Annotated in this window: 23 protein-coding genes; 16 read left to right on the forward strand and 7 right to left on the reverse strand. The window is 40.8% G+C overall.

Annotated elements, in window-relative coordinates; translation table 11 throughout:
• Positions 1-283: 283 nt before the first annotated feature.
• The 3 genes from FCN14_RS04620 (at position 284) to FCN14_RS04630 (ending at position 2,689) form a co-directional block, all read left to right on the forward strand.
• Positions 284-631 carry a cupin domain-containing protein gene (locus FCN14_RS04620; RefSeq protein ID WP_138429908.1) on the forward strand — a complete coding sequence of 116 codons (348 nt, stop codon included), beginning with the start codon at positions 284-286 and terminating at the stop codon, positions 629-631.
• A gap of 111 nt (positions 632-742) precedes the next feature.
• Positions 743-1,756 carry a metal-dependent hydrolase gene (locus FCN14_RS04625; protein ID WP_138429909.1) on the forward strand — a complete coding sequence of 338 codons (1,014 nt, stop codon included), beginning with the start codon at positions 743-745 and terminating at the stop codon, positions 1,754-1,756.
• Positions 1,757-1,846: 90 nt separating this feature from the next.
• Positions 1,847-2,689 carry a CvfB family protein gene (locus tag FCN14_RS04630; protein WP_138429910.1) on the forward strand — a complete coding sequence of 281 codons (843 nt, stop codon included), beginning with the start codon at positions 1,847-1,849 and terminating at the stop codon, positions 2,687-2,689.
• A gap of 898 nt (positions 2,690-3,587) precedes the next feature.
• On the opposite strand, the gene FCN14_RS04635 is transcribed toward FCN14_RS04630, so the two are convergent.
• Both FCN14_RS04635 and FCN14_RS04640 read right to left on the reverse strand, forming a co-directional pair.
• The gene (locus tag FCN14_RS04635) at positions 3,588-4,328 is read right to left on the reverse strand and encodes a hypothetical protein (protein ID WP_138429911.1); all 741 of its coding nucleotides are present in this window, start codon (positions 4,326-4,328) and stop codon (positions 3,588-3,590) included.
• 4 nt (positions 4,329-4,332) lie between these two features.
• Positions 4,333-4,974 carry a SatD family protein gene (locus FCN14_RS04640; RefSeq protein WP_138429912.1) on the reverse strand — a complete coding sequence of 214 codons (642 nt, stop codon included), beginning with the start codon at positions 4,972-4,974 and terminating at the stop codon, positions 4,333-4,335.
• A 229-nt stretch (positions 4,975-5,203) separates the two neighbouring features.
• Between FCN14_RS04640 and FCN14_RS04645 the strand changes: the two genes are divergently transcribed.
• Entirely contained in the window at positions 5,204-7,924 is a 2,721-nt protein-coding gene (locus FCN14_RS04645) for a UPF0182 family membrane protein (RefSeq protein ID WP_138429913.1), read from the forward strand.
• Positions 7,925-7,938: 14 nt separating this feature from the next.
• On the opposite strand, the gene FCN14_RS04650 is transcribed toward FCN14_RS04645, so the two are convergent.
• Positions 7,939-10,404: a PAS domain S-box protein gene (locus tag FCN14_RS04650; protein WP_138429914.1), complete on the reverse strand. Its 2,466-nt coding sequence runs from the start codon at positions 10,402-10,404 to the stop codon at positions 7,939-7,941.
• A gap of 193 nt (positions 10,405-10,597) precedes the next feature.
• On the opposite strand from FCN14_RS04650, the gene thrS reads away from it, so the two are divergent.
• From thrS to FCN14_RS04705, 11 genes are all read left to right on the forward strand, one after another.
• Entirely contained in the window at positions 10,598-12,544 is a 1,947-nt protein-coding gene (gene thrS, locus FCN14_RS04655; RefSeq protein ID WP_138429915.1) for a threonine--tRNA ligase, read from the forward strand.
• 47 nt (positions 12,545-12,591) lie between these two features.
• Complete coding sequence (gene infC / locus FCN14_RS04660) at positions 12,592-13,152, forward strand: translation initiation factor IF-3 (RefSeq protein ID WP_138429916.1); 561 nt, start codon at positions 12,592-12,594, stop codon at positions 13,150-13,152.
• Between the two features lie 153 nt (positions 13,153-13,305).
• Positions 13,306-13,503 (forward strand): 50S ribosomal protein L35, encoded by a 198-nt coding sequence (rpmI, locus tag FCN14_RS04665; protein WP_138429917.1) that lies wholly within the window; start codon positions 13,306-13,308, stop codon positions 13,501-13,503.
• A gap of 29 nt (positions 13,504-13,532) precedes the next feature.
• Positions 13,533-13,880, forward strand: coding sequence for a 50S ribosomal protein L20 (gene rplT / locus FCN14_RS04670; protein ID WP_138429918.1), 348 nt, complete (start codon positions 13,533-13,535; stop codon positions 13,878-13,880).
• A gap of 173 nt (positions 13,881-14,053) precedes the next feature.
• Entirely contained in the window at positions 14,054-15,067 is a 1,014-nt protein-coding gene (pheS, locus tag FCN14_RS04675) for a phenylalanine--tRNA ligase subunit alpha (protein WP_138429919.1), read from the forward strand.
• A gap of 105 nt (positions 15,068-15,172) precedes the next feature.
• Positions 15,173-17,581 (forward strand): phenylalanine--tRNA ligase subunit beta, encoded by a 2,409-nt coding sequence (gene pheT / locus FCN14_RS04680; RefSeq protein ID WP_138429920.1) that lies wholly within the window; start codon positions 15,173-15,175, stop codon positions 17,579-17,581.
• Between the two features lie 9 nt (positions 17,582-17,590).
• On the forward strand, positions 17,591-17,848 hold the full coding sequence (locus FCN14_RS04685) for a hypothetical protein (RefSeq protein WP_138429921.1): 258 nt from the start codon (positions 17,591-17,593) through the stop codon (positions 17,846-17,848).
• Entirely contained in the window at positions 17,845-18,138 is a 294-nt protein-coding gene (locus tag FCN14_RS04690; protein ID WP_138429922.1) for a cell division protein ZapA, read from the forward strand. The genes FCN14_RS04685 and FCN14_RS04690 overlap by 4 nt, the downstream gene beginning before the upstream one ends.
• A 90-nt stretch (positions 18,139-18,228) precedes the next feature.
• Positions 18,229-19,050 carry a TIGR00282 family metallophosphoesterase gene (locus FCN14_RS04695; RefSeq protein ID WP_138429923.1) on the forward strand — a complete coding sequence of 274 codons (822 nt, stop codon included), beginning with the start codon at positions 18,229-18,231 and terminating at the stop codon, positions 19,048-19,050.
• A 6-nt stretch (positions 19,051-19,056) separates the two neighbouring features.
• The gene (locus FCN14_RS04700; RefSeq protein ID WP_171032807.1) at positions 19,057-19,740 is read left to right on the forward strand and encodes an ABC transporter ATP-binding protein; all 684 of its coding nucleotides are present in this window, start codon (positions 19,057-19,059) and stop codon (positions 19,738-19,740) included.
• A 70-nt stretch (positions 19,741-19,810) separates the two neighbouring features.
• Positions 19,811-20,497 carry a tetratricopeptide repeat protein gene (locus tag FCN14_RS04705; protein WP_138429924.1) on the forward strand — a complete coding sequence of 229 codons (687 nt, stop codon included), beginning with the start codon at positions 19,811-19,813 and terminating at the stop codon, positions 20,495-20,497.
• A 309-nt stretch (positions 20,498-20,806) separates the two neighbouring features.
• Here FCN14_RS04705 and FCN14_RS04710 read toward each other — a convergent pair whose 3' ends face one another.
• Positions 20,807-22,423, reverse strand: a complete 1,617-nt coding sequence (locus FCN14_RS04710; RefSeq protein ID WP_138429925.1) for a sodium:solute symporter — start codon at positions 22,421-22,423, stop codon at positions 20,807-20,809.
• A 53-nt stretch (positions 22,424-22,476) separates the two neighbouring features.
• A complete protein-coding gene (locus tag FCN14_RS04715; RefSeq protein WP_138429926.1) occupies positions 22,477-23,649 on the reverse strand; it encodes a Gfo/Idh/MocA family protein in 1,173 nt (390 codons plus the stop codon).
• Positions 23,650-23,827: 178 nt separating this feature from the next.
• Here FCN14_RS04715 and FCN14_RS15985 point away from each other — a divergent pair, with 178 nt between their 5' ends.
• Positions 23,828-23,950 carry a hypothetical protein gene (locus tag FCN14_RS15985; protein WP_281280567.1) on the forward strand — a complete coding sequence of 41 codons (123 nt, stop codon included), beginning with the start codon at positions 23,828-23,830 and terminating at the stop codon, positions 23,948-23,950.
• Positions 23,951-24,088: 138 nt separating this feature from the next.
• On the opposite strand, the gene FCN14_RS04720 is transcribed toward FCN14_RS15985, so the two are convergent.
• Together FCN14_RS04720 and FCN14_RS04725 are read right to left on the reverse strand one after the other, a co-directional pair.
• Positions 24,089-24,697 carry a gluconate 2-dehydrogenase subunit 3 family protein gene (locus FCN14_RS04720; protein ID WP_212747568.1) on the reverse strand — a complete coding sequence of 203 codons (609 nt, stop codon included), beginning with the start codon at positions 24,695-24,697 and terminating at the stop codon, positions 24,089-24,091.
• A gap of 42 nt (positions 24,698-24,739) precedes the next feature.
• On the reverse strand, positions 24,740-26,452 hold the full coding sequence (locus FCN14_RS04725; protein WP_138429927.1) for a GMC family oxidoreductase: 1,713 nt from the start codon (positions 26,450-26,452) through the stop codon (positions 24,740-24,742).
• Positions 26,453-26,454 lie beyond the last annotated feature (2 nt).

The following is a 26,454-nucleotide window of genomic DNA, read 5'->3' on the forward strand; positions in this document are numbered from 1 at the left end:
ATAATATTAACAAGGCATGTGAAGAAATTCACGATAATCATTTTGCCCCCCTTTGACAGATATATGCCAACCAACTTTATGGCCACTCCCCTCCCAATCAAAAACAGGTAAGGAAGCATTATGATATGGGTAAATACCGGCTCAGCAGAACAAGTAGATCAAGTTGTAAATGGTGAATAAAAGATAGATCATTCGTATGTGGAAAGCTCTAGGAATGTTTACCAAATACTCCCATGTTAAGGAGTATACAAATATTATTATCTAACTATTTAAATAAATTATTATGAGTCAACGACGTATTAAACCGGGTGAAGTCATTAATTTATATGATTTAAACGACGAATTCCCAGAAGGTGCTACCCTTGCCCTCATGAAAACCTCAGATATGGAAGCCATACGTATGGTCCTTCCAAAAGGGAAAGAAGTTACAGAACACAGTGTTGACGGGGAGGTATCTGTTCAATGCCTGGAAGGAAAAACAGAATTTATTGTAGATGGGGAAACAAAGGTTTTATCAAAAGGAGACTGGCTATACCTTAGCCGCCATCAACCCCACTCGCTGAATATTATTGAAGATACTGTACTATTAGTAACTATACTTTTTGTGGGCTCATCATCTGAAGAAGAATAAAATAGTACTTTTGGTTTTAACCTTATACAAGGTGTAATTACCGTCCTTCGCCAGAAGCATTACAATTGCTATATTAACGGGCCATTTCATTTTGAACTATTATTATAATTCATGGATCCCGTTACCCACGGTATTATAGGGGCCTCAGCCTCACAATCTTTTAGCACCCAAAAAGAACATCGCTATGCGGCAGTAACCGGTCTCCTTGCCGCAATGTTGGCCGATCTGGATATCTTGATCAGCGATGCCAGTGATCCCCTACTAAATATTGAGATACATCGTCAATTTTCTCATTCCTTAATTTTTATTCCAGTAGGTGCCCTACTCGCAGCAGGTATTCTCTGGTGGTTTATGCGCCAAAAAATCTCATTTAAAAAGGTATACCTCTTTAGCCTACTAGGCTATGCTACCAGCGGGATAGTTGACTCTTTAACCAGTTATGGTACTAAACTATTATGGCCCTTTATTGATGAGCGGTTCTCTTGGAATATCATATCAGTCTTTGATCCCCTTTTTTCTCTGGGTGTTCTAATAGCTGTAGGGCTTGCATTCTATTATAGTAACAATAAAATAGCACAATTTGCCTGGGCCTGGATGCTTCTATATCTGCTATTTGGTATGATACAGCAGGAACGAGGTAAAGATGTTGCCAAGTCATTAGCCAATCAACGCAATCACCAAATTGAAGAGCTTGTAGTAAAGCCTACAATAGGCAACATATTTTTATGGAGCATCCGTTATAAAACTACCGATACACTTTATGCCGACGGTCTGCATCTTATGTCTCTTACAGCCCCTACCATCTATGAAGGAAGTGCTGCCCCCCTTTTAGACTGGAAAAAAAAATATCGTTCATATCAGGGAACAACCCTTTATAATGATATTAAACGTTTTGATACCCTCTCTGATGGATATCTTATTCAACATCCCGAACACCCTAACATCATTGGGGATGGACGTTATGCTATGCTGCCTACAGCTTTAAATCCATTATGGGGTATCAAAATTGATACTACCAATGCCGAAATGCATGTTCCCTTTAAGACATTTCGCAACCCTACCTCGAATGTACGCTCGAATTTCTTGAATATGCTACTGGGCAGAAATCATACATTCACCAGATAAAACCTTTAGTTAAAATTATTGGGGAATCAAGCAAAAGGCCCTTATTTTAAACACAGTTATTTTTCACCTATCCACTTATTTCTCTTTTCCATGTTCAAACTCGGTACCTACCAAACGCTCAATGTAGCTCGAATTACAGAATACGGCTATTTTTTACAGAACACATCCAGCAGAACAGATGAAGAAGTGCTACTTCCCAATAAGTTAGCTTTACGTGACCTGCAAGAAGGAGAGAATGTGCGGGTATTCCTCTATAAGGACGGTGAAGAGCGCCTAACAGCCACGATGCAAGACCCTGATATCACCTTAAACGATGTGGCCTTTCTAACCGTTAAAGATGCCAATAACTTTGGTGCCTATCTTGATTGGGGACTGGATAAAGATCTTTTTGTCCCCCACAGCGAACAGGTGAATAAAATGAGGGAAGGGCAGTCGTACTTGGTATATATGTACCTCGATGAACAAACCAACAGACTGGCCGCCTCAACACGTCTGGGACGTTTTATGAAGAGGGAGGAGATTACTGTTGAGGAAGGCGAAAAGGTTGATCTCTGGATCTGGAAAGAGACAGACCTTGGCTATAAAGTGATTATCAATAATACGCATGAGGGTCTCGTATATCACAATGAATTTTATGAAGATATTTTTTACGGTGACAAAACTACCGGCTGGATAAAGCAGATAAGAGACGATAACAAAATTGATGTCACGTTACGACCCATTGGGTACGATAAAGTAGAACCCAATGCTCAACATATTTTAGAGCGGTTAAAACATACAGACGGCTACCTTGATCTCCATGATAAAAGTGATCCTAAAGAGATTCACAATCGATTGGAAATGAGTAAGAAGACATTCAAAAAGGCCATTGGTCGCCTCTACAAAAAAGAGATCATCCGTATTGAAGATGACGGAATATACCTTCGAAATTAAGCAGAAGTTATCATTTTTTAGCTAAGTTTTTATTCCCGGTTTTCAACTCTCCTTATTTGGGAAATCGGGCCTACAATTCGATCTGGATATTTCCCTTATATTCGGTCTTCATATCCTCCTCAAATACCACAATAAACTCTTCATTATAAAGCTCCCCGACACAGGGTTAAGAAACACTGATTTTTCTCTCACTTAGACTTCATTTTCTCCTCTCTTGGAGCTTCCAATACCAGGATAAAAAAGGTATAAAATTGATTTTTAAAAAAGTTCATTCCTCTTGGAACTTTTAATATCAAATCGACTATAAATGAATACACCTAATACTTATTTTTGGGAGGTACTCAAATGATTGAACATTATTTTAATATCGCAGTAGCCTACTTGGAACTAGGCATCGAAATTACGGGATCTTACCTTATAACATTCGAGGGGATGATAGGATTATTTTTTGGTCTTTTTTTAGTTGGATTAGTCTCAAAAGTCCGCTCTTGACAGATTTTTATCAGACTGTATAAATAATATAGTCAACCCTCCTGCCTTTCACCTTGTATGAGCATATACTGCTATGCAAACTTAACTAAAGCTGAACCAATATACCCAACATCAATTTCGATTGGGCTGTTAAAGAATCAAAAAACTAAAACCTATAATAATTACTAATTAATATATTCTATCTTATTGATATTCAATACTTTAGTTTATTTTATCTATAATATTTCACGGCAACTCATTCCCATCACACCTTATTCGTATAGTCTTAAAAAACAATAACTTAGCCAAATATCGCACAAATGAGTCCAATTTTTGTTTTTGATGGGTATTATTCAGTGGTTTTAACAGAAACCGGGCCACCTTTCCTGCCCTATTCAGCTGAGACATCAGTAAACTTTCTATTATTCTAAATTATCAATTTCACTACATAACCCACTGTCATAGCCAACAAAGTAGAAAGCAAAGTCCCGATCAGAACGTACTCAGCAAAATCCCTGCTTTTTATATCTATCAACCTTGCCACCCCTTTTGCTGCAAGAATAAAACCGATAGCTGTATAGTGTCCCAGCAAAACAAAAATGAATACAAAAATACGCTCCAACAAACCGATAATCCTGCCTGTACTATACTCTTCATCATCTACTTGTTTCTTATCATCTCCCAACGATTTAACTCCCAATACTCTTAATAAATAGCGGAGTAAAATATTCATCTCGTTGAGTACCAAAAGGAAGCCAAATAATAACCCCTGAACAGCCACAAAATTTGCAGTTTTAATCGCTCCATCCGCTAGCAGAATTTGATCCATAGAACCAACAATATCAGTGGTCAAATTATTTGCCTGTAAAGAAGTAAGTGGACTACAAATAAGCGCTACTAAAACAAGCTGAAAAACCAATAAAAAGCCACGACTTTTCCGGAGTTTCCATACCTCCTTTTCCGTCCCCCACATCAAAAATGATATCCCAATAAAGTAGCACACTAATAAGAACCATCCTATATTAACCTGCAAAAAAGGAAGTGCAAGAAAAGGGATCATCTCTACCCTCAGCACGCCCTTCCAATCCAGGGCTTCATCCCTCAACATAAAATGTAATCGTCCTAATAATGTTAGATTAAGAATACTCAGTAATATCTCATATTTCATAAGATCAGCTCTCTATTTCATGATTAATAATGTCTGCCATATTTTCACTCAATTCCCCTATTATATCAAGCAAAGCTGCGTTCTTATTTTTATAAAATGCCGCTTTTGATATCCCCAGTTCTTCAGTTATGATTTTATAATTATCCCCTTCTTTAATCATATATAAAATTCGCAAACGGTTTTTGTTCCAGCTTCGCACCTGCTGTGACAATAATTGCAAGCTGTTGTTTATGAAAGCAGTAGTCGACAGCTGTTGACCGGCTACACTAAGATGAAACAGGAACCCACTCTTCTTGAGTTTTTCAACCCCTCTCCGCGCGACATGAAAGGCTGGCCCATCCATTCCTATAGCCTGCTCATTATTTATTGGGGTATTTATATCCCCTACCCCAACAGAAAAACGTACTTTTACCGGGTAAAGCTCTGCAAGAATTTTTAGGATATCAGTGCACACCCCATCAGCCCTTTTGAATACCGCCTGAAATTCATCACCCAGCGTAATGGTATAGGGAGATACTATCGCGCTATTACCCTCACTTAACCTCCCTAAGATGCGATCAAGCTCAACTTGTAGATTCTCCCTTTCTTCATTAGATAACTCCTTAGAATCCTCAACATCTCCTATCAACACAATAAACTTATCCATGCCACATTAATTAATTATCTTTCTCTATATTTAACCATTTTAGTATAAAAAATCAATTTTAAACTATATCGGTTTACAATATTTTTATTAAACCTAAATGGGTTACTTTTAAATTAGTTTCTGCCCGTTTTATTTCCTATTCTCTTTTCTATGTAATGCTTCATATTTTTTATTTCTTCACTGATAGATGTTGTCCAAAACCAACAACGCCACCACACCAATTTAACCTATGAGTAATTCTGCCTTTTCAAATAGACTCTTCAAAATTCTTCTTCCGCTATTAGTAATCATCGGAGTGATAGGATTATTTTCTGATTGGATCATAGAATGGCTATGGCTAGATAACCTAGGGTATGACCAGGTGTTCTGGACCATAAAAACAACACAAGGTCTTTTGCTTGTGGGTGCACTTTTTCTTGCACTCTTGTATGTAATCCCCAATATGAGAGCGTTGGGCAAGAGATTTAGCACCATGAGTTTTGGACAATCGCCGCTGGCTCAGCTCAAACTGCACGAAATCAGCAGTAAAAAAATAAAAACAACCTTTTACGGGGTCGGAGCGATTATCAGTGGTTTCTTCTCATTAGCATTCTTCATGCGATGGGATACCTACTTCCGATTTCACTGGAATGAAACATTTGGACAGGTTGATCCTATTTTTGGGCATGACATCGGCTTTTACCTCTTCCGACTTCCTTTTATTGAGCTTATTCAAAACAGTTTGAGCTCACTGGTATTCTTTGTTACAGCCATCACCATCTTACTTTATGTATATTCCGGTGCCCTTAGCCTTGGATCGTCAAAGAAGGTTATAGCTTCATCGGGTATTAAAAGACATATTAGTATCAATATCGGTATCTGGTTATTACTGCTCTCCTGGGGATATTACTTGCAGCGCTATAACCTGTTATACAATTCGGGTGGTGCAGTATATGGGGCCGGCTATATCGATATCAATGTTCGCCTCCCTATTATATGGTTATTATGCATCCTGTCATTGGCGCTTGCTGCTTTTGCTTTTTTCCAACTCTATAAGAGCCAATTTAAATGGCTGATCATTGGCGGTGTTGCAACAATATTAATAGGCGGAATTGGCAATGGCCTGCTTCCGGGCATGGTACAGCAATTTATTGTAGAACCCAGCGAACTGCAGCTCGAAGAACCCTATATCAAAAACAGTATTGAACAAACACGGGAAGCTTATGCACTGGATAAGATGGATACCCAGCCATACAGTGCAGAGCCATCGGAACAGATGGATTGGTCTACCATTCAAGAAAATGAACAGACTATCGAAAATATACGGCTGTGGGACCCCAGGCTACTGATTCAAACCTATCGGCAGCTACAGGAAATACGTCTATACTACCAGTTTTACAATGTTGATGTGGACCGTTACCAAACTGATGAAGGATATATGCAGATGATGGTTTCTGCCCGTGAACTGTCTGAGGAACTTCCGGAGCAAGCCAACACCTGGGTGAATCGTCGGCTACAGTATACACACGGCTATGGACTAGTAATGAGTCCCGTTGCCCAGGAAGGCTCGCAGGGTGACCCGCGGTTAACTATCAAAGATATTCCTCCTGTTACGGATATGGGACTCACAGTCGATCAACCTGCCATCTACTACGGTGAACATAATTCTGACTATAAGATTGTTAATACCAATGTCCGTGAGCTCGATTATCCCAGTGGAGATGAAAATGTTTATACCAACTACCAGGGAAGCAGTGGAGTCAATATTGGTAGCTTATTTTCGAAACTTCTGTTCTCATGGAATTTTGGGGATATTAATATTCTGCTAACCGACTATATCAATGAGGATAGTAAAATCATTTTCTGGAAAAAAATTCAAGAACGGGTTAATAAAATTGCCCCTTTCCTACGTCTGGAAGATGACCCCTACCTTGTGCTCAATGAGGGCAAACTTTATTGGATACAAGATGCTTATACTACTTCACCCGATTACCCTTATTCAGAACCATACAAAGGGCAATACAACTATATCCGAAATTCTGTTAAGGTAGTAGTAGATGCGTACAACGGTTCTGTTGATTTCTATGTCGCGGATGAACAAGATCCGGTACTTAATATTTATCGTGATATTTTCCCGACTATGTTCAAACCGATGGATGAAATGCCCGGTAGTCTTCGCAGTCATATTCGCTACCCCATCCATTACTTCAAGGCACAGATTGAAAAATACAACGAATACCATATGACCGATCCTCAGGTATTTTATAACAACGAGGATTTATGGACACGCCCCAATGAGAAATATGGGGGACAATCCATCAAAATGGAACCTTACTATGTACTCACTAAGCTTCCTGGGCAAGAAGAACTGCAATATCTGCTAATTAGTCCCCTAACCCCCAACAACAGAGATAATATGATTGGATGGATGGCAGCCAATTCCGATTATCCCAACTATGGGGAAGTTTCTGTTTATCAGCTCCCAAAAGAACGATTGATTCTTGGCCCTGCACAGATTGAAGCCCGTATAGATCAGGATACTGAAATATCACGACAGCTAGCCCTTTGGGATCAGCGCGGTTCTCGGGTCATCCGCGGAAACCTTATGGTCATCCCAATAGAAAATTCATTTATATATGTAGAGCCGGTTTTCCTTATTGCAGAAGGTGTTGATATTCCCCAGTTGCAACGTGTCATTGCCACATCAGGCGAAAAAATAGCCATGCAACCGACCCTTTGGGAATCGATAGAAGCACTTTATGGTAAAAAAGGTCAGCGTATTGCCTCTACAAAAATCGATACAAGTGGTGTAATGCCGCCAACCTCCCAAGCCATGTCCGCTTCATCCTCTGAGGAGCTTAACAGAGCTCAAACCCTTTGGAAAGAGGCGAGCGAAGCTTTAAAAAGCGGCGACTGGGAAACCTTCGGTAGCAAAATGAAGGAAATTGAAGAGTTGCTAAATCAAAATTAATAGCCTGGCTTGAACTATTTTTCCAGCTCAAATTGGAGCGAGAATTCTGTGCCGGAATCAGTACGAGTAAACTCGGACTCCCCTCCAATTTGGGTTGAAAGCGTATGAATAAGCTTAATACCCAGTGATTTTGGACTATCCATGCTAACTTCTTCAGAAATCCCTACACCATTATCTTTAACCAACATCAATATTTGTCCGCTGTTGTTAGTTATATCAATACTTATCGTTCCTCTCTCCCGATCAATAAATGCATGCTTATAGGCATTTGTAATAAGCTCATTTAAGATAAGTCCGCATGGGATAGCCTGATTAATGGTAAAATCAATAGGATCAGCATCAATAGAAATAGTCACATCTGTTTCCTCAGATTTCATTGAGGAAACAATAACCTCTGTAAGTTCCTGCAGATATTTGTCAAATGAAATTTCCGACAGGTTTTTATTTTGATAGAGTTTTTCATGAATTAGGGCTATAGAATTAATGCGCATCTGACTCGCTGTCAGCACCTCTTTAGCTTCCTCAGAAGTGGTGTTATATGCCTGCAACTCCAGTAGACCTGTAATCACTGCCAAGTTATTCTTGACCCTGTGGTGAATTTCTGCCAACAGCACCTCCTTTTCTTTCAGCGACTTTTTGACTTTTTCTTCGGCCTTTTTGCGATCAGTGATATTAACAAAAATGCCAAAGATAGCAACCGTCTTTGCTCCTACATTAACCGGAACACCATATATCAATACATCAACAAGGCTACCGTCCTTACATACTCTTTTACCGGTATGGAAAGCTGTTTCACCACTTAATATCTTGTTTGAAACCTCACGAGCCTTCTCTCTCTCATCGTCGGGAACTAAAAAGTTATCAATATTTAATCCTTTTACCTCCCTTGTTTCATATCCAAAGGTATGCTCAAAAGATTCATTAACCTTTCTTACCTCCTGCCGCTTGTCTAACAGAGCTATAGGTATAGGCGCATTCTGAAAGAGCTGTCGAAACATCTCTTCATTTTTTCGCAACTCTTCTTCTGCCTTATAGCGCTCAGTAATATCACGTGCTATGGCAATTACAGCATCCTCTCCAAAATAGGTACCCGGGTTAACTACAACTTCTTTCGGAAATACCTCTCCGTTTTTACGTTTTCCCCACCACTCAAAACTCTGTGGGCTACCATTAAGTGCTTTCTGCACCTTTTTCTTCGTCGCTTCCATATCTACTTTTCCCGGTGCAGATAGCACCTCGGGGGTTTTCCCAATAAAGAAAGATTTTTCATAGCCATACATATCCACAGCTCCTTGGTTGACTTCAAGAAAACGCCCTTCTTTATCCTGGATATAAATTGCATCAGATATGGAATCAAACAAATCTTGAAACGTATCTAAGCTCGCCTGGTATTTTCGTACAGTTTCTTTATTTTCGGTGATATCCAACAGGGTACCAACCACCGCCGGGCGGCCCATATATATGATACGAGTCCCATATACACTTACATCAATTACTTCGCCGGTCTTAGTGTTGCAACGAAAATCATATTCAATTGCATTTTCTTCTCCCTCAATACGAGCACGTAAATTTTCTTTAACCAACTCACGATCCTCTGGATGGGTAAGATCAAATGGCGACATCGATCCTACAATCTCTTGTCGATCGTAACCAAATATTTTTGAAAATCGAGGATTCACATACTTGAAAACGTTATCCTGAATCAGATAAACCCCAACGAGCGATTCTTCCGAAAGTGCTCTAAACAAATTATCTGACTGTCGCTGATCACTAATATCAACTATCAGCGATTGGATATTGGAAACTTCCTTTTCCTCGTCATATTGTAGCGAATTATACCATTTACAGATTAATGAACTGCCCTCTTTTGTTTTTACTTCTGCTTCAAAACTAAGATTTTCCTCCTCACTACCAATGGCTTTTGTAAGGGTATCCTGAACATAGGGCACTTCTTCTTCAACAAGGAGATCCTTCATACTCATCTCCCGACTCTCTAGCTCCTCCTTATCCCAACCAAAAAGATCTTCTGACTGGTCCCACCAATTTTTAATCTCTAAATCACTCCCCCATTCTACTTCTGTAAAAGAAAGATTGGATTTAGAATCAACAATATCCGGAAAACTTAGCCGTTGCTTTTCTTCTATAATTTCATGACTTATATCATGGGCAATAACCAAGTAAGCTTCCATCCCGTTACATTCAAAAGAGTGTGAACTAAACTGTACATAACGTTTTTTCCCTTGCTTCGTGTTATGTACCCAAATTTTATCATCAGAAACTGAATCTCTAGCTGGGATACCCAGCACCTCTGCCCTTCTTTTTTCAATACCTAAATCGTCAATATTCATGGAGGAAAACTCTTCGCTCGAATACCCATAACATTCAACAGCTGAACTATTTACGTCAAGGATATCCCCCGAGTTTTGATCCAAAATGAATATAGGTTGCTCATCAAAAAAAGATATGCTATTACTATCCATCCCTATATTTTCCCGTTAAAGCCATAATTTAGTTGAATCGCATTTAATGTAAAATTCTAAATGTATTTGTAAAACCATAATTCACTTTTTTTGATAAAATCTCTAATTGAGTCTGTCCCTCTTTGGTTATTTTTATATCTTTAGAGGCTAAAATTACAGTCTTAATTATCCAAAACTGCAGATTTATTACTGAATGGCTGAACAAATAACCATTACATTTCCTGATGGGAATGAAAAAAAATACCCGAAAGGAACAACAGGACGCGAAATTGCCGCATCAATAGCAAAAGGTTTAGCGCGAGAAGCATTAAGTATAACGCTTAACGATGAAGTACTGGGGTTAGACCGCCCTATCGAAGAGGACGGCACCATAACTATTAATACGTGGGATAGTGAAGATGGAAAGTACACCTTCTGGCACTCATCTGCGCACGTTCTTGCTGAGGCTATTCAAGAACTCTACCCCAACGCAAAGTTCGGTATTGGACCTCCCATAGAAGATGGTTTTTATTATGATATTGACTTTGGAAACCAAACTATTGGCCATGATGATCTGGAAAAGATCGAAAATAAAATGATTGAGATGGCCCGAAAGAAATCTGAGTTTGATCGGCTTCCTGTATCAAAGGAAGAAGCCCTTGCACACTACAAAGAAGTGGGCAATGAATATAAAATAGACCTTATCGATGATCTTGAAGACGGGAATATCACCTTCTATAAGCAGGGCAATTTCACTGACCTCTGCCGTGGCCCCCATATCCCCAATACCGGGCGCATCAAAGCTGTAAAGCTCACCAGCCTGGCAGGAGCATACTGGCGCGGTGATGAAGAGAATGAACAACTTACTCGTATTTATGGCATCTCTTTTCCCAAAAAGAAGTTGTTAGACCAATATATTGAACGGGTTGAAGAAGCTAAGAAGCGCGACCACAAAAAGTTGGGGAAAGAGCTCGGAATTTATATGATCGACCAGATGGTGGGTCAGGGTCTTCCTGTTTGGCTGCCAAACGGTACAGTACTTCGCCGTACACTGGAAGCATTTTTACGAGAAGAACAAAAGAAACGGGGCTATAAAGAAGTTATAACCCCTCACATAGGGAACTTGGAATTGTACCGTACTTCGGGCCACTATCCCTACTATCGCGAGTCGCAATATAATCCTATTGAGATGGAAGGTGAAGAAGATGGCTACCTTCTAAAACCAATGAACTGCCCACACCACCATCGCATTTACTCGAACGAGCTGCGCAGTTACCGTGACCTGCCATTACGACTGGCAGAGTTCGGAAGCGTATATCGTTATGAGCAATCAGGGGAACTCAATGGACTTTCACGAGTGCGAGGCTTCACCCAGGATGATGCACATATTTACTGCACGCACGACCAGCTGAAAGATGAGATTAAGAACTGTATCGACCTTACCGAACTAGTATTCGGTACTTTTGAAATGCCAGTAGATATCCGCCTTTCTTTCCGTGATGATAACGAAGATAAATATGGCGGAGAGAGCGAATTCTGGGACCGTGCCGAACAAGAAATTAAAGAAGTCGCCGATGAGATGGATCTTGACTACACGATTGGCCGTGGTGAAGCTAGCTTTTATGGCCCCAAAATTGACTTTATTATTAGAGATGCAATTGGTCGAAAGTGGCAACTAGGTACCGTACAGGTAGATTATGTAATGCCAGAACGTTTTGACTTAACTTATGTAGGTTCTGATAACAGTAAGCATCGTCCTGTTATTATACACCGGGCTCCTTTCGGGTCCATGGAACGGTTTACCAGTATCCTGATAGAGCATTTCGCCGGTGATTTCCCGGTATGGTTATCTCCAAAACAGGTACAAATCATTCCTGTATCTGATGACTTTAATGAATATGCTTTTAAATGTGCTTCTGCACTTAAAAAAGAAGATGTACGCGTAGAAGTAGATACCCGAAGTGAACCCATTGGAGGAAAAATCAGGGATGCTGAAACGAGCAAGATTCCATATATGTTAATAGTTGGTGGCGATGAAGAAGAAGAAGGAACGGTTTCTGTTCGCCGCCACAAAGAAGGTGATATTGGAACTTTTGATTTTTCTGAATTTATTTCTAATCTCACTGATGAGATTGATAACAAAGAAGTTCCCAAACATTAGATTTTTTAACAGTATTAATTTCTAATAAAAAACAATAGAGGTTACTTATCGGAAGAACCAGAAGACGACGACCACGGGGTAATGATGACCGCCCTAATGCTAATGAAGAAATCAGAGCATCTAAAGTACGTGTCATACACCCTGAAGATGTAGAAAAAGAGCACGAAGTTGTACCTATTGACCGTGCACTAGAGATCGCAGAACGTTATGGCCTTGATCTCGTTGAGGTAGCACCCAACGCCAAACCACCAGTTTGTAAGGTGTTGGATTTCGGCAAGTATATGTACAAAAAAAAGAAGAAAGAAAAAGAAGCGAAAAAGAAGCAACATACCGTACAGGTTAAAGAACTTCGCTTCCGCCCTAACACTGATGATCATGACCTTGAATTTAAAACGCGTCATGCTCGTGAGTTTCTCGAAGGCGGTGATAAAGTAAAAGCTACCGTTCAGTTTCGTGGACGCGATATGCTCTACACCGATCGGGGCAAAGAGTTATTACACGATCTTGCCGAAGAGTTGGATGATATCAGCGAGATTGAATCCAAACCGAATATGGAAGGTCGCCGCATGATCATGATGTTGGCCCCCACCGGTAAAGGCGGTTCATAACTGCTCACCTGATTTTATGACCAGTGATACCATCCAAATTTAGGGGTGGTATCACTTCTTAAAATTATTCTGTGTATTTAAGTTTAATATTCGAACTTAAATGCTTATCTTCGTAGCCATAATTTCCAAGAAATTTTTAAAAGGTGTTTTGTTATGCCAAAAATGAAAACCCATAGTGGGGCCAGTAAACGCTTCAAAAAAACCTCTAGCGGTAAATTCAAGCGTAAAAAAGCTGGGAAAGGACATATCCTCACCAAAAAAACTAGCAGAAAGAAGCGTAAACTCGGCAAAGCTACAACGGTTGATAAGACCCAAGAAGATAGCGTCGAGAAAATGCTTCCGTACAAGTAATTAATATTAACTCTTAAACATTAGACAAAATGCCACGTTCAAGAAATAAGGTGGCTTCCCGTCGCCGTCGCCGCAAAATTTTAAAACAGGCGAAAGGTTACTGGGGCAAGCGAAAGAATGTTTATAAGTTTGCGAAAAATACGGTCGAAAAAGGGATGCTATATCAGTATCGTGACCGCAAAGTTCGTAAACGTGAATTCAGAAAGCTCTGGATCACACGCATTAATGCTGCTGCCCGTCAAAACGGTACTACCTACTCACGACTGATGGGAGCCTTAGGAAAGCAAAATATTGAGATCAACCGTAAGGTTTTAGCTGACCTTGCCGTCAATGATCCGGAAACTTTCACCGCTATAGTTAACGAAGTATCCAACTAATAGCGATGTGAAGATATTATAAACCGATCTTCCCGCTTGTTGGGAGGATCGGTTTTTTATTTTCATTGAAGGATTAGTCCTAATTAGCTAGATTCCACTCATTATTACGCCATACCCAAACCTGCGTATGGTCTATTTCATATATAGCCAATAAATACGATCGATTAATTCTCATGCTCGACGATATAGAAGCGCTAAAGAAAGAAGTACAAAATTATACTATTTCCACCGAAGAAGAGCTCGAATCTTTTCGCCTCAAATTCCTATCCCGAAAAGGGAAAATCCAGTCTATGTTTTCCCGGATGAGTGAAGTACCTAATGATCAAAAGGCAAAGGTTGGCAGGGCTATGAATGAAGTGAAAAATCTTGCCCAAGAAACCTTCGATACTGCGAAACAACAGTTAGAGCGTGAAGAGACGGCAGATTTACAAGCAACTGATGATATTACACTTCCTGCCCCACCCTATACTCCGGGATCATTTCACCCGTTATCACAGACTTTTGAAGAAATGAAAAACATCTTCTATCGGCTGGGGTTTTCAATTGCTGACGGACCAGAAGTAGAAGATGATTTCCATAACTTTACGGCTTTAAACTTTCCTCCCAATCACCCGGCCCGCGATCAACAAGATACTTTTTTTATTCGGAAGGATGATGATCCGGAAGTTGATGATTTAGTGATGCGCACGCACACATCACCGGTTCAAATTCGACTTATGCAAAAACAAGCTCCTCCAATTCGCACAATTATGCCGGGCCGGGTTTACCGAAATGAAGCGGTTTCCCCGAAATCGTATTTCCTCTTTCACCAGGTTGAAGCACTTTATATTGATACTGATGTAAGCATTGCTGAACTAAAAGAAACGCTCATCAGCTTTGTAAAGCTAATGTTTGGCAAGGATGTAAAATACCGGCTACGTCCGGGCTATTTCCCTTTTACTGAACCCAGCCTGGAAATGGATATCTGGTGGGAACCTGCCCATAAGAAAGATGGCAAATGGCTGGAAATTCTTGGCGCCGGCATGGTCGACCCCAATGTATTGAAAGCGGTAGATATCGACCCTGAGAAGTACACCGGCTTTGCTTGGGGTATGGGCGTTGAGCGTATTGCTATGTTACGCCATCAGATTGATGATATCCGTGTGTTTTATGAAAATGATGTCCGCTTTTTAAAACAATTTAACTAATCAAATTTATTATTCTGTCATTTCGATCCGGAAAACTGCCAATGAATTATCATAAAGGCATCCCGGTCCTCGAACCGACTACTGCAAAAAAATAGTTTTATTTAGATGAATATTTCATACAACTGGCTTAAGGAATTAATAGACCTGGAGTTATCACCGCAAGAAACGGCGGAAAAACTCACACTAATAGGATTGGAAGTCGAAGAAGTTACTTCTTTTGGTTCTAAACTGGAAGGTGTTGTAGTGGGCGAAGTGCTCGAAGTTAATGAGCATTCCAATGCTGACCGCCTGTATATCTGCCAAGTAGATATTGGTACGGAAAAGGTGCAAATAGTTTGTGGAGCTGACAATGTAGCGGTAGGACAAAAAGTTCCTGTGGCCACAGTAGGCTCTTCTCTGCCCCCTAAGGAAGAAGGTGATGATCCTTTTACCATTCGCAAGGCTAAACTACGTGGCGAAGAATCCAAGGGTATGATTTGTGCTGAAGATGAGTTACAGCTGGGCGATGATCACAGCGGTATCATGGTGCTTGCCCCCCATCTTGAAGTCGGCACACCGCTGCATGAGGCGCTAGATCTTTATCAAGACTCCGTAATAGAGATTGAGATAACCCCCAATCGTCCCGACGCCACTTGTCATACAGGTGTTGCCCGAGACTTGGCAGCAGCCTTAGACTTGGAACTTAAGAAACCTTTTTCTACCGACTTTGATGAACAAAATCCGCTTGATGAAATTGATATCAGCATTGAATCACCGGAAAAATGCCATCGCTATGTGGGTAAAATGGTTAAGGATGTAACTATTGAAGAATCTCCCTCTTGGCTAAAAAATAAGCTGAAAGCGATCGACGTACGTCCCGTTAATAACGTAGTGGACATCACCAACTACGTAATGTTTGAGCTAGGCCAACCCCTTCACGCTTTTGATGCTGATACCATTAAAGGTAATAAGATTGTTGTTAAAGACTTTAATGAAAAAGTAACCTTTGAAACGCTTGATCATATAGAACGGGAATGCTCTGCCGGCACCTTATTTATTTGTGACGCCGAAGAAGCTGTTGCTATAGCCGGTGTCATGGGAGGAGTTGATTCTGAGGTAAGTGATAATACCACAAACGTACTTATTGAAAGTGCCTATTTTAATCCCGGAGACATACGTAAGACTGCAAAAGAGCAACAGCTGCAAAGCGATTCATCCTACCGTTTTGAACGAGGTGTAGATCCCCAGTTGCAGCGTATTGCTGCTGAACGTGCAGCCGAGTTAATGGAAGAAATTGCCGGTGGCACTGTTGTCGAGTCTTGCACCGATGTACATCCCCAAAAAACGGAAGCAACCAAGCTTGACTTACGTAAATCGTATGTAAACCGCCTATTGGGTACCGATTTTTCTACGGATGAAATCAGAGATATTTTAAATGGACTGGAGCTTGAAATACTGGAGCAGGATCAGGATACGATAAAGTATAAGATCCCGACCTTCCGTCCCGACCTGGAGCGCGAAGTAGATCTTATTGAAGAAGTAGGTCGACTGTTTGACTACAATAATATTCCTACTCCCGAGCATGGAAAATTTATTTCGCCCGAACCGCTCACCGATTGGGAACAGCTGGTATCTAAAACAAAAGATATTGCCAAAGGCATGCGCTTTCGTGAGATCTATTCGAATTCACTAATGCCCGACAAAGATGCCAAGTTACTGGGCAGCCTAGATAATATGATCCACACGCTTAACCCGATCTCTACAGATATGACAACCCTGCGCCCTTCTCTGTTGTATGGCTTCCTCACTTCAGTAGCATACAACTTTAATCGGAATATCAACCAAGTTCGTTTTTTTGAAATTGGCAATGTATTTGAGCATTCTGAGGAAGGTACATACCACAGTGGTATTAAAGAGGAAACCAACATTCTTTTTGGACTTGCCGGTTTTAAAACTATTGAACATTGGAAAACAAAAGCCGAACATTATGATGTTTTTGATCTTAAGGCACCGGTCCAGAGCTTCTTACAACAACTAAACATCTTCGAACAAGTTGAAGAAACGGCCGATAGTGAAAATAGGCTCGTGTATACATTCGATGGCACAGAAATAGGCTGTCTATATGAAGTGAGTAAAAACATGCGCGAAGAATATGACTTCGAGCTCCCTGCTCATGTAGCAGAGTTTTCACTTACTCAAATTCAAAAAGCCAGACAGCAAGTCACTCAAAAAGGATATGAAACTGTTTCTAAGTTCCCCTCTTTTGAATTTGATTTTGCGGTAATTGTAGATCGTTCTGTTAAAGCAGGTACATTACTAAAATCAATAAAAGATACAGCGGGTGATTCGCTTAAAGAGTTAGATGTATTTGATGTTTTCGAAGGAGAATCACTTGGAGAAAATAAAAAGAGTATTGCCTTTCGACTCTCCTTCTTAGATAAAAATAAAACTTTGACTATCAAGGATGTAGAACCTATAATTAATAAAGTTCTAAAGGTTTTAGAAAAAGAATATTCAGCAAAATTACGGTCGTAGAGATAAACAGTGCTTTCAAATAAAAGCCCATACCACGAGCAATTTCACAATCTCCTGGACCAGGTCCGGGAAGAGGTTGACTCTCTGCAAGGAGAAATCAAGAAGCTTAAAAAAGAAAACAGTAAGCTACGCTCTAAACTGGAAGAAATTCAGGACGGACAAACAGATATCTATTCAGCTATTTCGGAGTCTGAACGTCTTTCTATGCGTCACCAGGTATTAGGACTGATTTCTAAAATTGATGAGCATCTCGAGGATAACGAATGAAATCTATTAAAGTAACCATACTGGGGAAAGAGTATCCGCTAAAAGTTGAAGATTCGGAAGAAGAAGCCATGAGGCGCATTGCGCAATATGTGGATGAAAAATTCCGACAATATAAAAAGGAACTCAATAAACAACCCGATACCACGGTAATGACCCTCGCCGCCTTAAGTATAGCAGAAGAGCTCTTTGAAGAGCGAAAACGTAACAGAGAGCTCGATAATCAGGGAGATGAAGTGTTACAAAACGTCAACAAATCTCTGGAAGAATTTATTGAGGAGATTAAAAGCTAGCCAAAAATTCTCGTTCTGATAAACTCCTTATTTTCTTTACCTTTAGAGCTTCAATCCAGAAGCTTTTTATTGTTTAAACCTAACTGAAGCATGTCAAAAAATCTGCTCAATATACTTTTTATAGGTGATATTGTCGGGGAACCGGGCCTAAGTTTACTTGATACCTTTCTACCAAGTTTAATTGACAAACATGATGCCGACTTCGTTATAGCTAACGGAGAAAACTCTCATAAAGGTAAAGGGATTAACCGTTCTATTATCAAACGCCTTTACGATCTTGGCGTGCACGTTATAACAGGTGGTAACCACTCTTTTGCCAAGTGGAAAGTCTTTGATTATATGAAAGAAGACGGTAATGTACTGCGGCCAATGAACTATCCAAAAGGAAATCCCGGCTACGGTTTTGGGGTCTATGAGATTCCCGATTTTGATCATAAGATTGGAGTTTTGAATTTACAGGGTCGAACTTTTATGCAGCCTATTGATGATCCTTTTACCACTGCCGATTGGGTTATTGAGCGAATGAAAGAAGAAACGGACCTCATTTTTGTAGATTTCCATGCTGAAGCTACTGCCGAAAAACTGGCTATGGCCTGGCATTTGGATGGAGATATCTCAGTTTTTGTTGGAACTCATACCCATGTGCCTACCCATGATGCCCGCCTGTTTCCCAATGGTATGGGTTACATTAGTGATGTTGGAATGACCGGATCCTTTGATTCAGTACTAGGTATGGATAAAAACACTTCTATGAATCGATTTAAACTGGGAACACCTCATCGTTATCGACTGGCTAATGGTAATAATCACCTTTGTGGACTAGTGGCAAAAGTGGATCTTGAATCTGCGAAATGCGAACATATCGAGCCGATTATTTATCCCTCCTTCAACTCAAGTAATCTTGAAGATTAGTATCTGATGTCTATAATTTTAGAAGGACAACATATAACCAAACAATTTGCAAGTGAAGGTAACAATGGTCCCCTTACTGTACTTGATGATACCTCAATTGCTATTGAAAAGGGATCTGTAATCACAGTTTCCGGAGTCAGTGGCTGTGGAAAAAGTACTCTTCTCCACATTTTGGGTGGATTAGATAAACCGAATTTAGGCTCAGTACTCTGGAATGGCCAATCTATTTATAAAATGGAGAAAGAAGAGTTGGCAAAATTTCGAAATACCAACCTCGGATTTGTGTTCCAGTTTCATCATCTACTACCCGAATTTACCGCTCTTGAAAATATTATGATGCCTGCCCTTATTAAAGGAGAAGCACCACAAGAAGTGGAAGAACGCGCTAATAATTTGTTAGAAGAGTTCGGTATCCCGGGACGCGCAGAACACCGCCCTACCCAACTTTCGGGGGGTGAACAACAACGTGTAGCAATGGCACGGGCATTAATTAATGATCCCGACCTTATATTGGCAGATGAACCTACAGGAAATCTCGATGAGGAAAATACCGACATACTGCTATCCCTGCTATTTGATCTGCGTGAAAAGAAAGATCTCAGTATTTTACTTATTACACACGAAAAAGATATTGCCAAGCAGTCAGATATAACCTACGAACTGTCAAAAGGCAAACTTCATGAAGTTTAAATTTTGCTATCAAGCAAAACAATGATATTTTCAGCATCTTCAAGAAACCAAGATTAATCCGTTTTTAACCATGAGTAAAAAACAAGTAAAAGAGGAACTCGAGCAAGACATTCTGCTGGAGACATTTTCGAAGGCACAGAGCTTATACGATAACAACAAATCGGCTATTATAGGTGCAGCTATTGCAGTTATCGTTTTAATCGGTGGTTCAATTGGTTACTACTATTATTCAGCTGCACAAGAAAGTGAAGCCCAGCAACTTATGGCTAAAGCTACCCAGGCCTATTTGAATCAAGACTATCAAACGGCATTGACAGGATCTGAGACCCAGTTCACTGTAGGTTTTGAGCAGATTATTAATAATTTTTCTATAACTGATGCTGCAAATCTAGCCAGCTATTATGCTTCTGTTTGTGAGTTCAAACTTGGGAACACCCAAGAAGCTCTCAATTACATTAATAACTATGAAATCCCCGATGGCATTTTAGGTGTTGGCCCAATCTCTTTTCATGGTGTCCTACTGACAGATCTGGGTAACCATGCACAGGCAGCTGAAACTTATGTCAAAGCAGCTGAATGGGATAAAAACGAGTCTACTACTCCTTACAATTATCTTGAAGCTGCACGAGCATACCAAGATGCTGGTAACACAAATAAGGCGCGTGAGTATGCCCAAAAGGTTGTAGATGAGTATAGCCAAAGTTCATATATAACAACGGCCGAAAAGTTATTAGGCACACTGGCTGTTGCGCAATAGGTTTTATAACTCTTTGAACAAGAAAAAGCGATCAGTTCTGCTGATCGCTTTTTTTTATTTAGGAAAGATATAGTGACTTTTATATAAGTGTCAATCGAGAACTGTCAAACATAAGCTCCGAGGGAATTGCCCAAAAATCCGACATCTAAGTCACGCCCCATTCAGGAACCTCAAAACCTCATCCCGAACTTATATCTTCCTATTCTCTGTCCCCTCACACTAACACAGGTATTCCACTTGTGCCATAATAAACTGAAGTATAAGCTTGAAAAGTATCAGTTCATCTCATCCAGTACCCATTTTTCTGAATTAACTGAAATAGATCCACATAAAAGCAATTATTCCAATGAGACCAATTGTAAACCATATTGAACGTCTTGTTAGCTGTGTGTCTTCAATGGTTTTGTGATAAATAACATCTTTAATCTGCTCTTCATCCGGTTTTTCAGTAAACAGACTTACCGCAATCAAAATGACTGTACAAATCACAAACATAAGCAGAGCAAAATGCAGGAAGTTGATGGTAGCTATGTCATACCAAAAACCCGACAATGAGCTTTTATACAACTCTAGGAAAAAACGCAACAGCCCAAGGATAAATCCTGATATCAATGATACAAAAGCTCCGGTACTGTTGAGTCTTTTATAGAAAAGCCCCACTAAGAATACAGCAGTAATAGGAGGCGCAATATAGGCCTGTATACTTTGTAGGTATAAAAACAATTGATTAGAAAAATATTCCATAAATGGAATCCACAATAGCCCAAGGATAACCAAAATCACCGTAGAGACCTGCCCGACAATAACGAGCTCATGTTCACTAGTGTTTTCCTTATATTTTTTATAGAAATCGAGCGTAATTAGGGTAGAACACGAATTAAATACAGATGACAGTGAACTCATAAGCGCTGCGAAAAGTCCTGCTATTACCAAGCCCCGCAGACCTACCGGCAGTACTGCTTGTGCAAGAACCGGAAGCGTATTATTGGGTTCATTAATATTCAGGGTTCCCTGTTGTACCAATGCATAAGCTACAATACCGGGCAATACAAAAATAAACAACGGAAGCATCTTCAGATAACCAGCAAAAATGGTACCCTTCCGGGCATTCTCTTCATCTCTGGCTGAAAGTACCCGCTGAACGATAAATTGATCGGTACACCAGTACCAAATACCAAGTATCGGTGCACCAAATAGAATACCTGTCCATGGATAGTTGGAGTGTTCTGCCGAGCGCCACAGACTAAAGAATTCCGGATCAACAACTTTTGTCATTTCCCCCCATCCTCCAAGTTCTTGCAAGCCAAAGAAGGTAACTGCTAAGGCCCCTCCCAAAAGCACGAACATCTGCACAAGATCGGTATAGACCACGGCTTTAAGTCCCCCGAAAATAGTATAGATGCCGGTGACTACAACCAGGATAAATGCGCCAACCCAAAAATCGACCCCAATGGCTTCAAACACAATACCTCCGGCATAAATCGTAACCGAAATTTTGGTAAGTACATATCCAATAATAGAAACCACTGAAAGATACATACGAGATTTACTATCATAGCGTTTCTCCAGGAACTCGGGCATCGTTGACACATTACTTTTCAAATAGAACGGTACAAAAATCCATCCTAACATCAACAGGGCAATACCCGCAAGTATCTCGTACTGTGCCACAGGAACGCCTTCTGCGAACCCACTGCCCGCAAGACCAATTAAATGCTCAGATCCAATATTGGAGGCAAAAAGTGAAGCCCCCACTACAAACCATCCGACATCCCGACCAGCCAGAAAGTAATCGGTAGATTCATTTTGTGAACGTTCACGATGAGAAGCCCACCAGGCAATCGCAAAAACAATAAGAAAGTAAACACCAATGGTAACGATATCAAAAAAGCTAAGATCTACTGAAATAATTTCAGATCCACTCATATAATTTAATTACAATTATATAGTATTTAATTAGAGATACACTAAAAGAGCGTTTAGGAAGGGGGCGAATATTGCATATCTACCCATTTACGTTCTTTTCCACTTTCAATAGCTTTGTGAATAAAATGCACGCCCACAGCCCCATCCTGAACAGTAGGAAAGTCATAACTGGTAATATCTATTTCTTCACCCTGAAGACGAGCTGTCACTGCATCCGCAACATTACAATAAATATTGGCAAAACCTTCTATAAACCCTTCGGGGTGCCCGGGTGGAATTCGACTTGCCTTATTTGCTGCTTCCGACAAATAAGGATTTCCTCTTTTATATATCTCCTCGGGCCTATCAGGATATTTAATATTGAGGGTATTCGGTGTTTCCTGGTGCCATTCTAAAGCAGCCTTATCACCATAAATGCGAATATTAAAATCGTTTTCCTCACCAATCGAGATTTGCGAAGCATAAAGGATGCCCCGTACACCATTCTCATAATGCACTAACATATTGGCATCGTCTTCAAGTGCCCTTTCATCAACAAATGTATGAATATCAGCATAGAGCTCTTTGAGTCGGAGTCCTGTAATATATTCTACCAAATTTTCGGCGTGCGAGCCTATATCGGCTACAACAGATGACACCCCCGCTCGGTTTGGGTCAGTCCGCCAAACGGCCTGTTTAGTTCCTTCTTGTTCCACTGGTTCCGACAGCCATCCCTGGGGATATTCTACAACAACCTTTCGAAGTTTACCCAGCTTTCCATTTATTATCATCTGCCGAGCCTCTTTCACCATGGGGTACCCTGTATAGTTATGGGTAAGAGCGAAAATCACACCATACTCTTTAACCAATCGGCATAACTCTTCGGCTTCTTTTATAGTATTCGTCATCGGTTTATCACAAACCACATTAATACCGGCCTCAACAAAGGTCTTACACACATCAAAATGGAGGTGGTTAGGCGTGACTACAGAGACAAAATCGATGCGTTCATCCTGGGGCAGTGCCGACTCTTCTTGTGCCATCTCTTTGTAGGTGTCATATACACGCCTTTGATCCAAGTTAAGCTCTTTACCTTTTTGGGCAGACTTTTCCGGATCGGATGAAAAGGCTCCGGCAATCAGCTCAATATTGCCATCCAAAGCTGCTGCCTTACGATGTACCTCTCCAATAAAAGCTCCCGGGCCACCGCCTACCATCCCATATCTAACTTTTCGATCCAATTTCACAAATATCTTTTTTCTATTAACTCTCATTTCAATGCTCTTCAATAAGAAATATTCAAAACTAAATTGCAAGCAATTTTCTGGTTTCTCCTTTCACTATCCTATAAACCAAAAGAGTTTGCAAGTATCTTTCTTGTGATCTATAATGGTTATTCATCTAAAGGAAAGGATTCAAAGGCATATGGTGGAAAAACGATTCAATATCCAATCAGAAACAAATAAGTTTGATGCTATTGTGGTAGAAACAGGCATCAGTGGTGGATGGGCGGTACTTGATGCTTACCAAAATTGTGACCCAAATTAGGTATTATAATAGACATCGATATTACAAAACTTCCGATGTCTACAACAGGAAAGATATGGGTATGAAAAAATAACAAATGGTTGCCCTATCCCCTACTCACTGGAAGTAACCCTCCATATATAAACCTGTTAGAGAAAATCAACTCGTCTCATCGGCAAGGTCCAAATGTTCGAGGGCCTCATGGGAACATCCCTGCCAGTCGCTCGGCTGGTTTCCGATATAACCGATATCTTCAATTCCCATTTTACTGGACCAAAAGCCCGAAGCAACTAAGTCCCTAAACTGGTTAAAGAAGTTTACTCCCTGCTGCATTTCCGGTTTTGCCTGATCCGGGTAGGCAATTTCATCGAGCATTTCTTTCTTTTGTAATTCTGTACAGTCAACAAAGGTAGTATTAAAACGCTTTTGGCATTGCACATCCAGCCACTTTAATCCACCACGAATTGGAGTCTGGTAGTGAGGTCGATCCAGCATTGTAAAATCAATAAACTGGGGAACACCGGCATCTTCGGCATTACCTGACCGTTTATCTGCCGGAATAATCATATTACCCAGCTGGCGAACCGTCTCAAATTCATGATCCGTAAAGAATTGGGAATTCCATTTCTCCAGTTCCTCTTCGGTTACATGCTTCCAGAATTCAGGCTGCTCTGCCGCTTTTTTAGGCGCAGACTGGCACCCCGTCATGGCGAAGCCGGCCGCCAATGTACCAAGTGAAAGTGTTTTTAAAGCTTCTCTTCTATCCATAAAGATTGGTTTAGTATAAGTTAGTGATGAACAGTAAACGGATCAGATATTTCGCTTACTCATTTGATCCGTTATATATTCCGATGCTCTCATTGAGAGAGCCAGTATGGTCCACGTTGGGTTCTTATGGGGCTGCGATACAAAAGAGCCTCCATCCACAACAAATAGATTATCTACGTCGTGAGCCTGGCAATGCTTGTTAAGTACTGATTTTTGGGGATCATCTCCCATGCGGGTAGTACCCACCTCATGGATAATTTGTCCCGGTTCTGTAATGCCGTAACCATCCTCTTTTCCAGGCATATCTCCAAACGTTTCTCCACCCATCTCATCAATAATCTCACGAAAAGTTTCCTGCATATGCTTCACTTGGTTGTATTCCTGATCACTCCATTCATAATTGAACCGAAGTACCGGAATTCCCCATTCATCAACCACATTCGGATCTATTTCGCAGTAATTATCTTCATAGGCAATACTTTCGCCACGTCCCGACAGACCAACTACAGAACCGTAATACCGGCGATAATCTTCTTTAAGTTGTTTGCCGTATCCTCCTCTGCCCTTAGGACGATCCTGAAACATATCATTATAACCGTGGATTCCGCCCATAAAACCATAACTGGGCATTCCGCGACCGCCCCACAGTTCTACATGGTAGCCACGTGCAAAATCAAGCTTACTGTTATCTTTCCACCAAGGGATGTATAAGTGCCCCCCACCAACACCATCTTCGTTATGAGCTGGAGAATTCATCAGTTGAGGGATAAGACCGGCAACAGATGTCCCGGTCGAATCCATTAGATACTTTCCCACCACTCCACTGGAGTTGGCTAACCCATTGGGGAAATCTCGCGACTTAGAATTAAGCAGTAACCGAGCCGACTCACATGCACTAGCAGCAAGTACAACTGTTCTGGCCTTTACCTTGTATTCCTTTCCATCCTCTTTGTTTACATATGAAACGCCCGTTGCTTTACCGTCACTATAAGTAACCTCACGCACCATCGCATTGTTAATGATCTTCAAATTACCGGTTTCAAGGGCTGGCGGTAACAGTACTGATGGTGATGAGAAGTTAGAATGCGTAGCACAACTGCGGTTACACTGTCCACAATAGTGACATGGAGCGCGATCGTTAATTGCTTCCGTCAAAATCGACAAGCGCGAAGGAATAATGGGAATATCCATATCCTCACACGCATTCTTTATTAAGTGTTCATAACACCGCGGTTCCGGAGGATCAAGAAAAATGCCTCCAGGTTCATTGGGGATTCCCTCGTTAGTGCCAAATACTCCAATAAGGCGATCTACTTTATCATAATAGGGAGATATCTCCTCATAACTAATGGGCCAGTCGTCACCACGTCCATCAACACTTTTTGCTCTAAAATCGTCCGGACCAAACCGCAGCGATATACGTCCCCAATGGTTTGTACGTCCTCCAAGCATGCGTCCGCGAAACCAGCTAAAGTCAGTGTCTGCGGTCGTCGTATAGGGTTCTCCTTCGATATCCCAACCACCAAAACAGGCATCAAATTCCCCAAAGGGCTGCCGATCGGTAGGACCGCCACGTCGAGGTGTTTCATAAGGCCAGGTAAACATGGCAAAATCCTCAGAGTCAAACCAGTCACCGGCTTCTAGCATCAATACATTTAAACCTGCCTTTGTCAGCTCATGGGCAGCCATTCCACCACCAGCACCGGACCCAACGATACAAACATCATATTTTTCAGAACTTTCAATAATTTGCATAT

This window comes from Fodinibius saliphilus (assembly GCF_005869845.1).
GTDB classification, from domain to species: domain Bacteria; phylum Bacteroidota; class Rhodothermia; order Balneolales; family Balneolaceae; genus Fodinibius; species Fodinibius saliphilus.

Bases quoted from the DNA above. Each gene is read 5' to 3' on its own strand.
- FCN14_RS04620 (WP_138429908.1), top strand. From the start codon at position 284: ATGAGTCAACGACGTATTAAACCGGGTGAAGTCATTAATTTATATGAT.
- FCN14_RS04625 (WP_138429909.1), top strand. From the start codon at position 743: ATGGATCCCGTTACCCACGGTATTATAGGGGCCTCAGCCTCACAATCT.
- FCN14_RS04630 (WP_138429910.1), top strand. From the start codon at position 1,847: ATGTTCAAACTCGGTACCTACCAAACGCTCAATGTAGCTCGAATTACA.
- FCN14_RS04635 (WP_138429911.1), bottom strand. From the start codon at position 4,328: ATGAAATATGAGATATTACTGAGTATTCTTAATCTAACATTATTAGGA.
- FCN14_RS04640 (WP_138429912.1), bottom strand. From the start codon at position 4,974: ATGGATAAGTTTATTGTGTTGATAGGAGATGTTGAGGATTCTAAGGAG.
- FCN14_RS04645 (WP_138429913.1), top strand. From the start codon at position 5,204: ATGAGTAATTCTGCCTTTTCAAATAGACTCTTCAAAATTCTTCTTCCG.
- FCN14_RS04650 (WP_138429914.1), bottom strand. From the start codon at position 10,404: ATGGATAGTAATAGCATATCTTTTTTTGATGAGCAACCTATATTCATT.
- thrS (WP_138429915.1), top strand. From the start codon at position 10,598: ATGGCTGAACAAATAACCATTACATTTCCTGATGGGAATGAAAAAAAA.
- rpmI (WP_138429917.1), top strand. From the start codon at position 13,306: ATGCCAAAAATGAAAACCCATAGTGGGGCCAGTAAACGCTTCAAAAAA.
- rplT (WP_138429918.1), top strand. From the start codon at position 13,533: ATGCCACGTTCAAGAAATAAGGTGGCTTCCCGTCGCCGTCGCCGCAAA.
- pheS (WP_138429919.1), top strand. From the start codon at position 14,054: ATGCTCGACGATATAGAAGCGCTAAAGAAAGAAGTACAAAATTATACT.
- pheT (WP_138429920.1), top strand. From the start codon at position 15,173: ATGAATATTTCATACAACTGGCTTAAGGAATTAATAGACCTGGAGTTA.
- FCN14_RS04690 (WP_138429922.1), top strand. From the start codon at position 17,845: ATGAAATCTATTAAAGTAACCATACTGGGGAAAGAGTATCCGCTAAAA.
- FCN14_RS04695 (WP_138429923.1), top strand. From the start codon at position 18,229: ATGTCAAAAAATCTGCTCAATATACTTTTTATAGGTGATATTGTCGGG.
- FCN14_RS04700 (WP_171032807.1), top strand. From the start codon at position 19,057: ATGTCTATAATTTTAGAAGGACAACATATAACCAAACAATTTGCAAGT.
- FCN14_RS04705 (WP_138429924.1), top strand. From the start codon at position 19,811: ATGAGTAAAAAACAAGTAAAAGAGGAACTCGAGCAAGACATTCTGCTG.
- FCN14_RS04710 (WP_138429925.1), bottom strand. From the start codon at position 22,423: ATGAGTGGATCTGAAATTATTTCAGTAGATCTTAGCTTTTTTGATATC.
- FCN14_RS15985 (WP_281280567.1), top strand. From the start codon at position 23,828: ATGGTGGAAAAACGATTCAATATCCAATCAGAAACAAATAAGTTTGAT.
- FCN14_RS04720 (WP_212747568.1), bottom strand. From the start codon at position 24,697: ATGGATAGAAGAGAAGCTTTAAAAACACTTTCACTTGGTACATTGGCG.
- FCN14_RS04725 (WP_138429927.1), bottom strand. From the start codon at position 26,452: ATGCAAATTATTGAAAGTTCTGAAAAATATGATGTTTGTATCGTTGGG.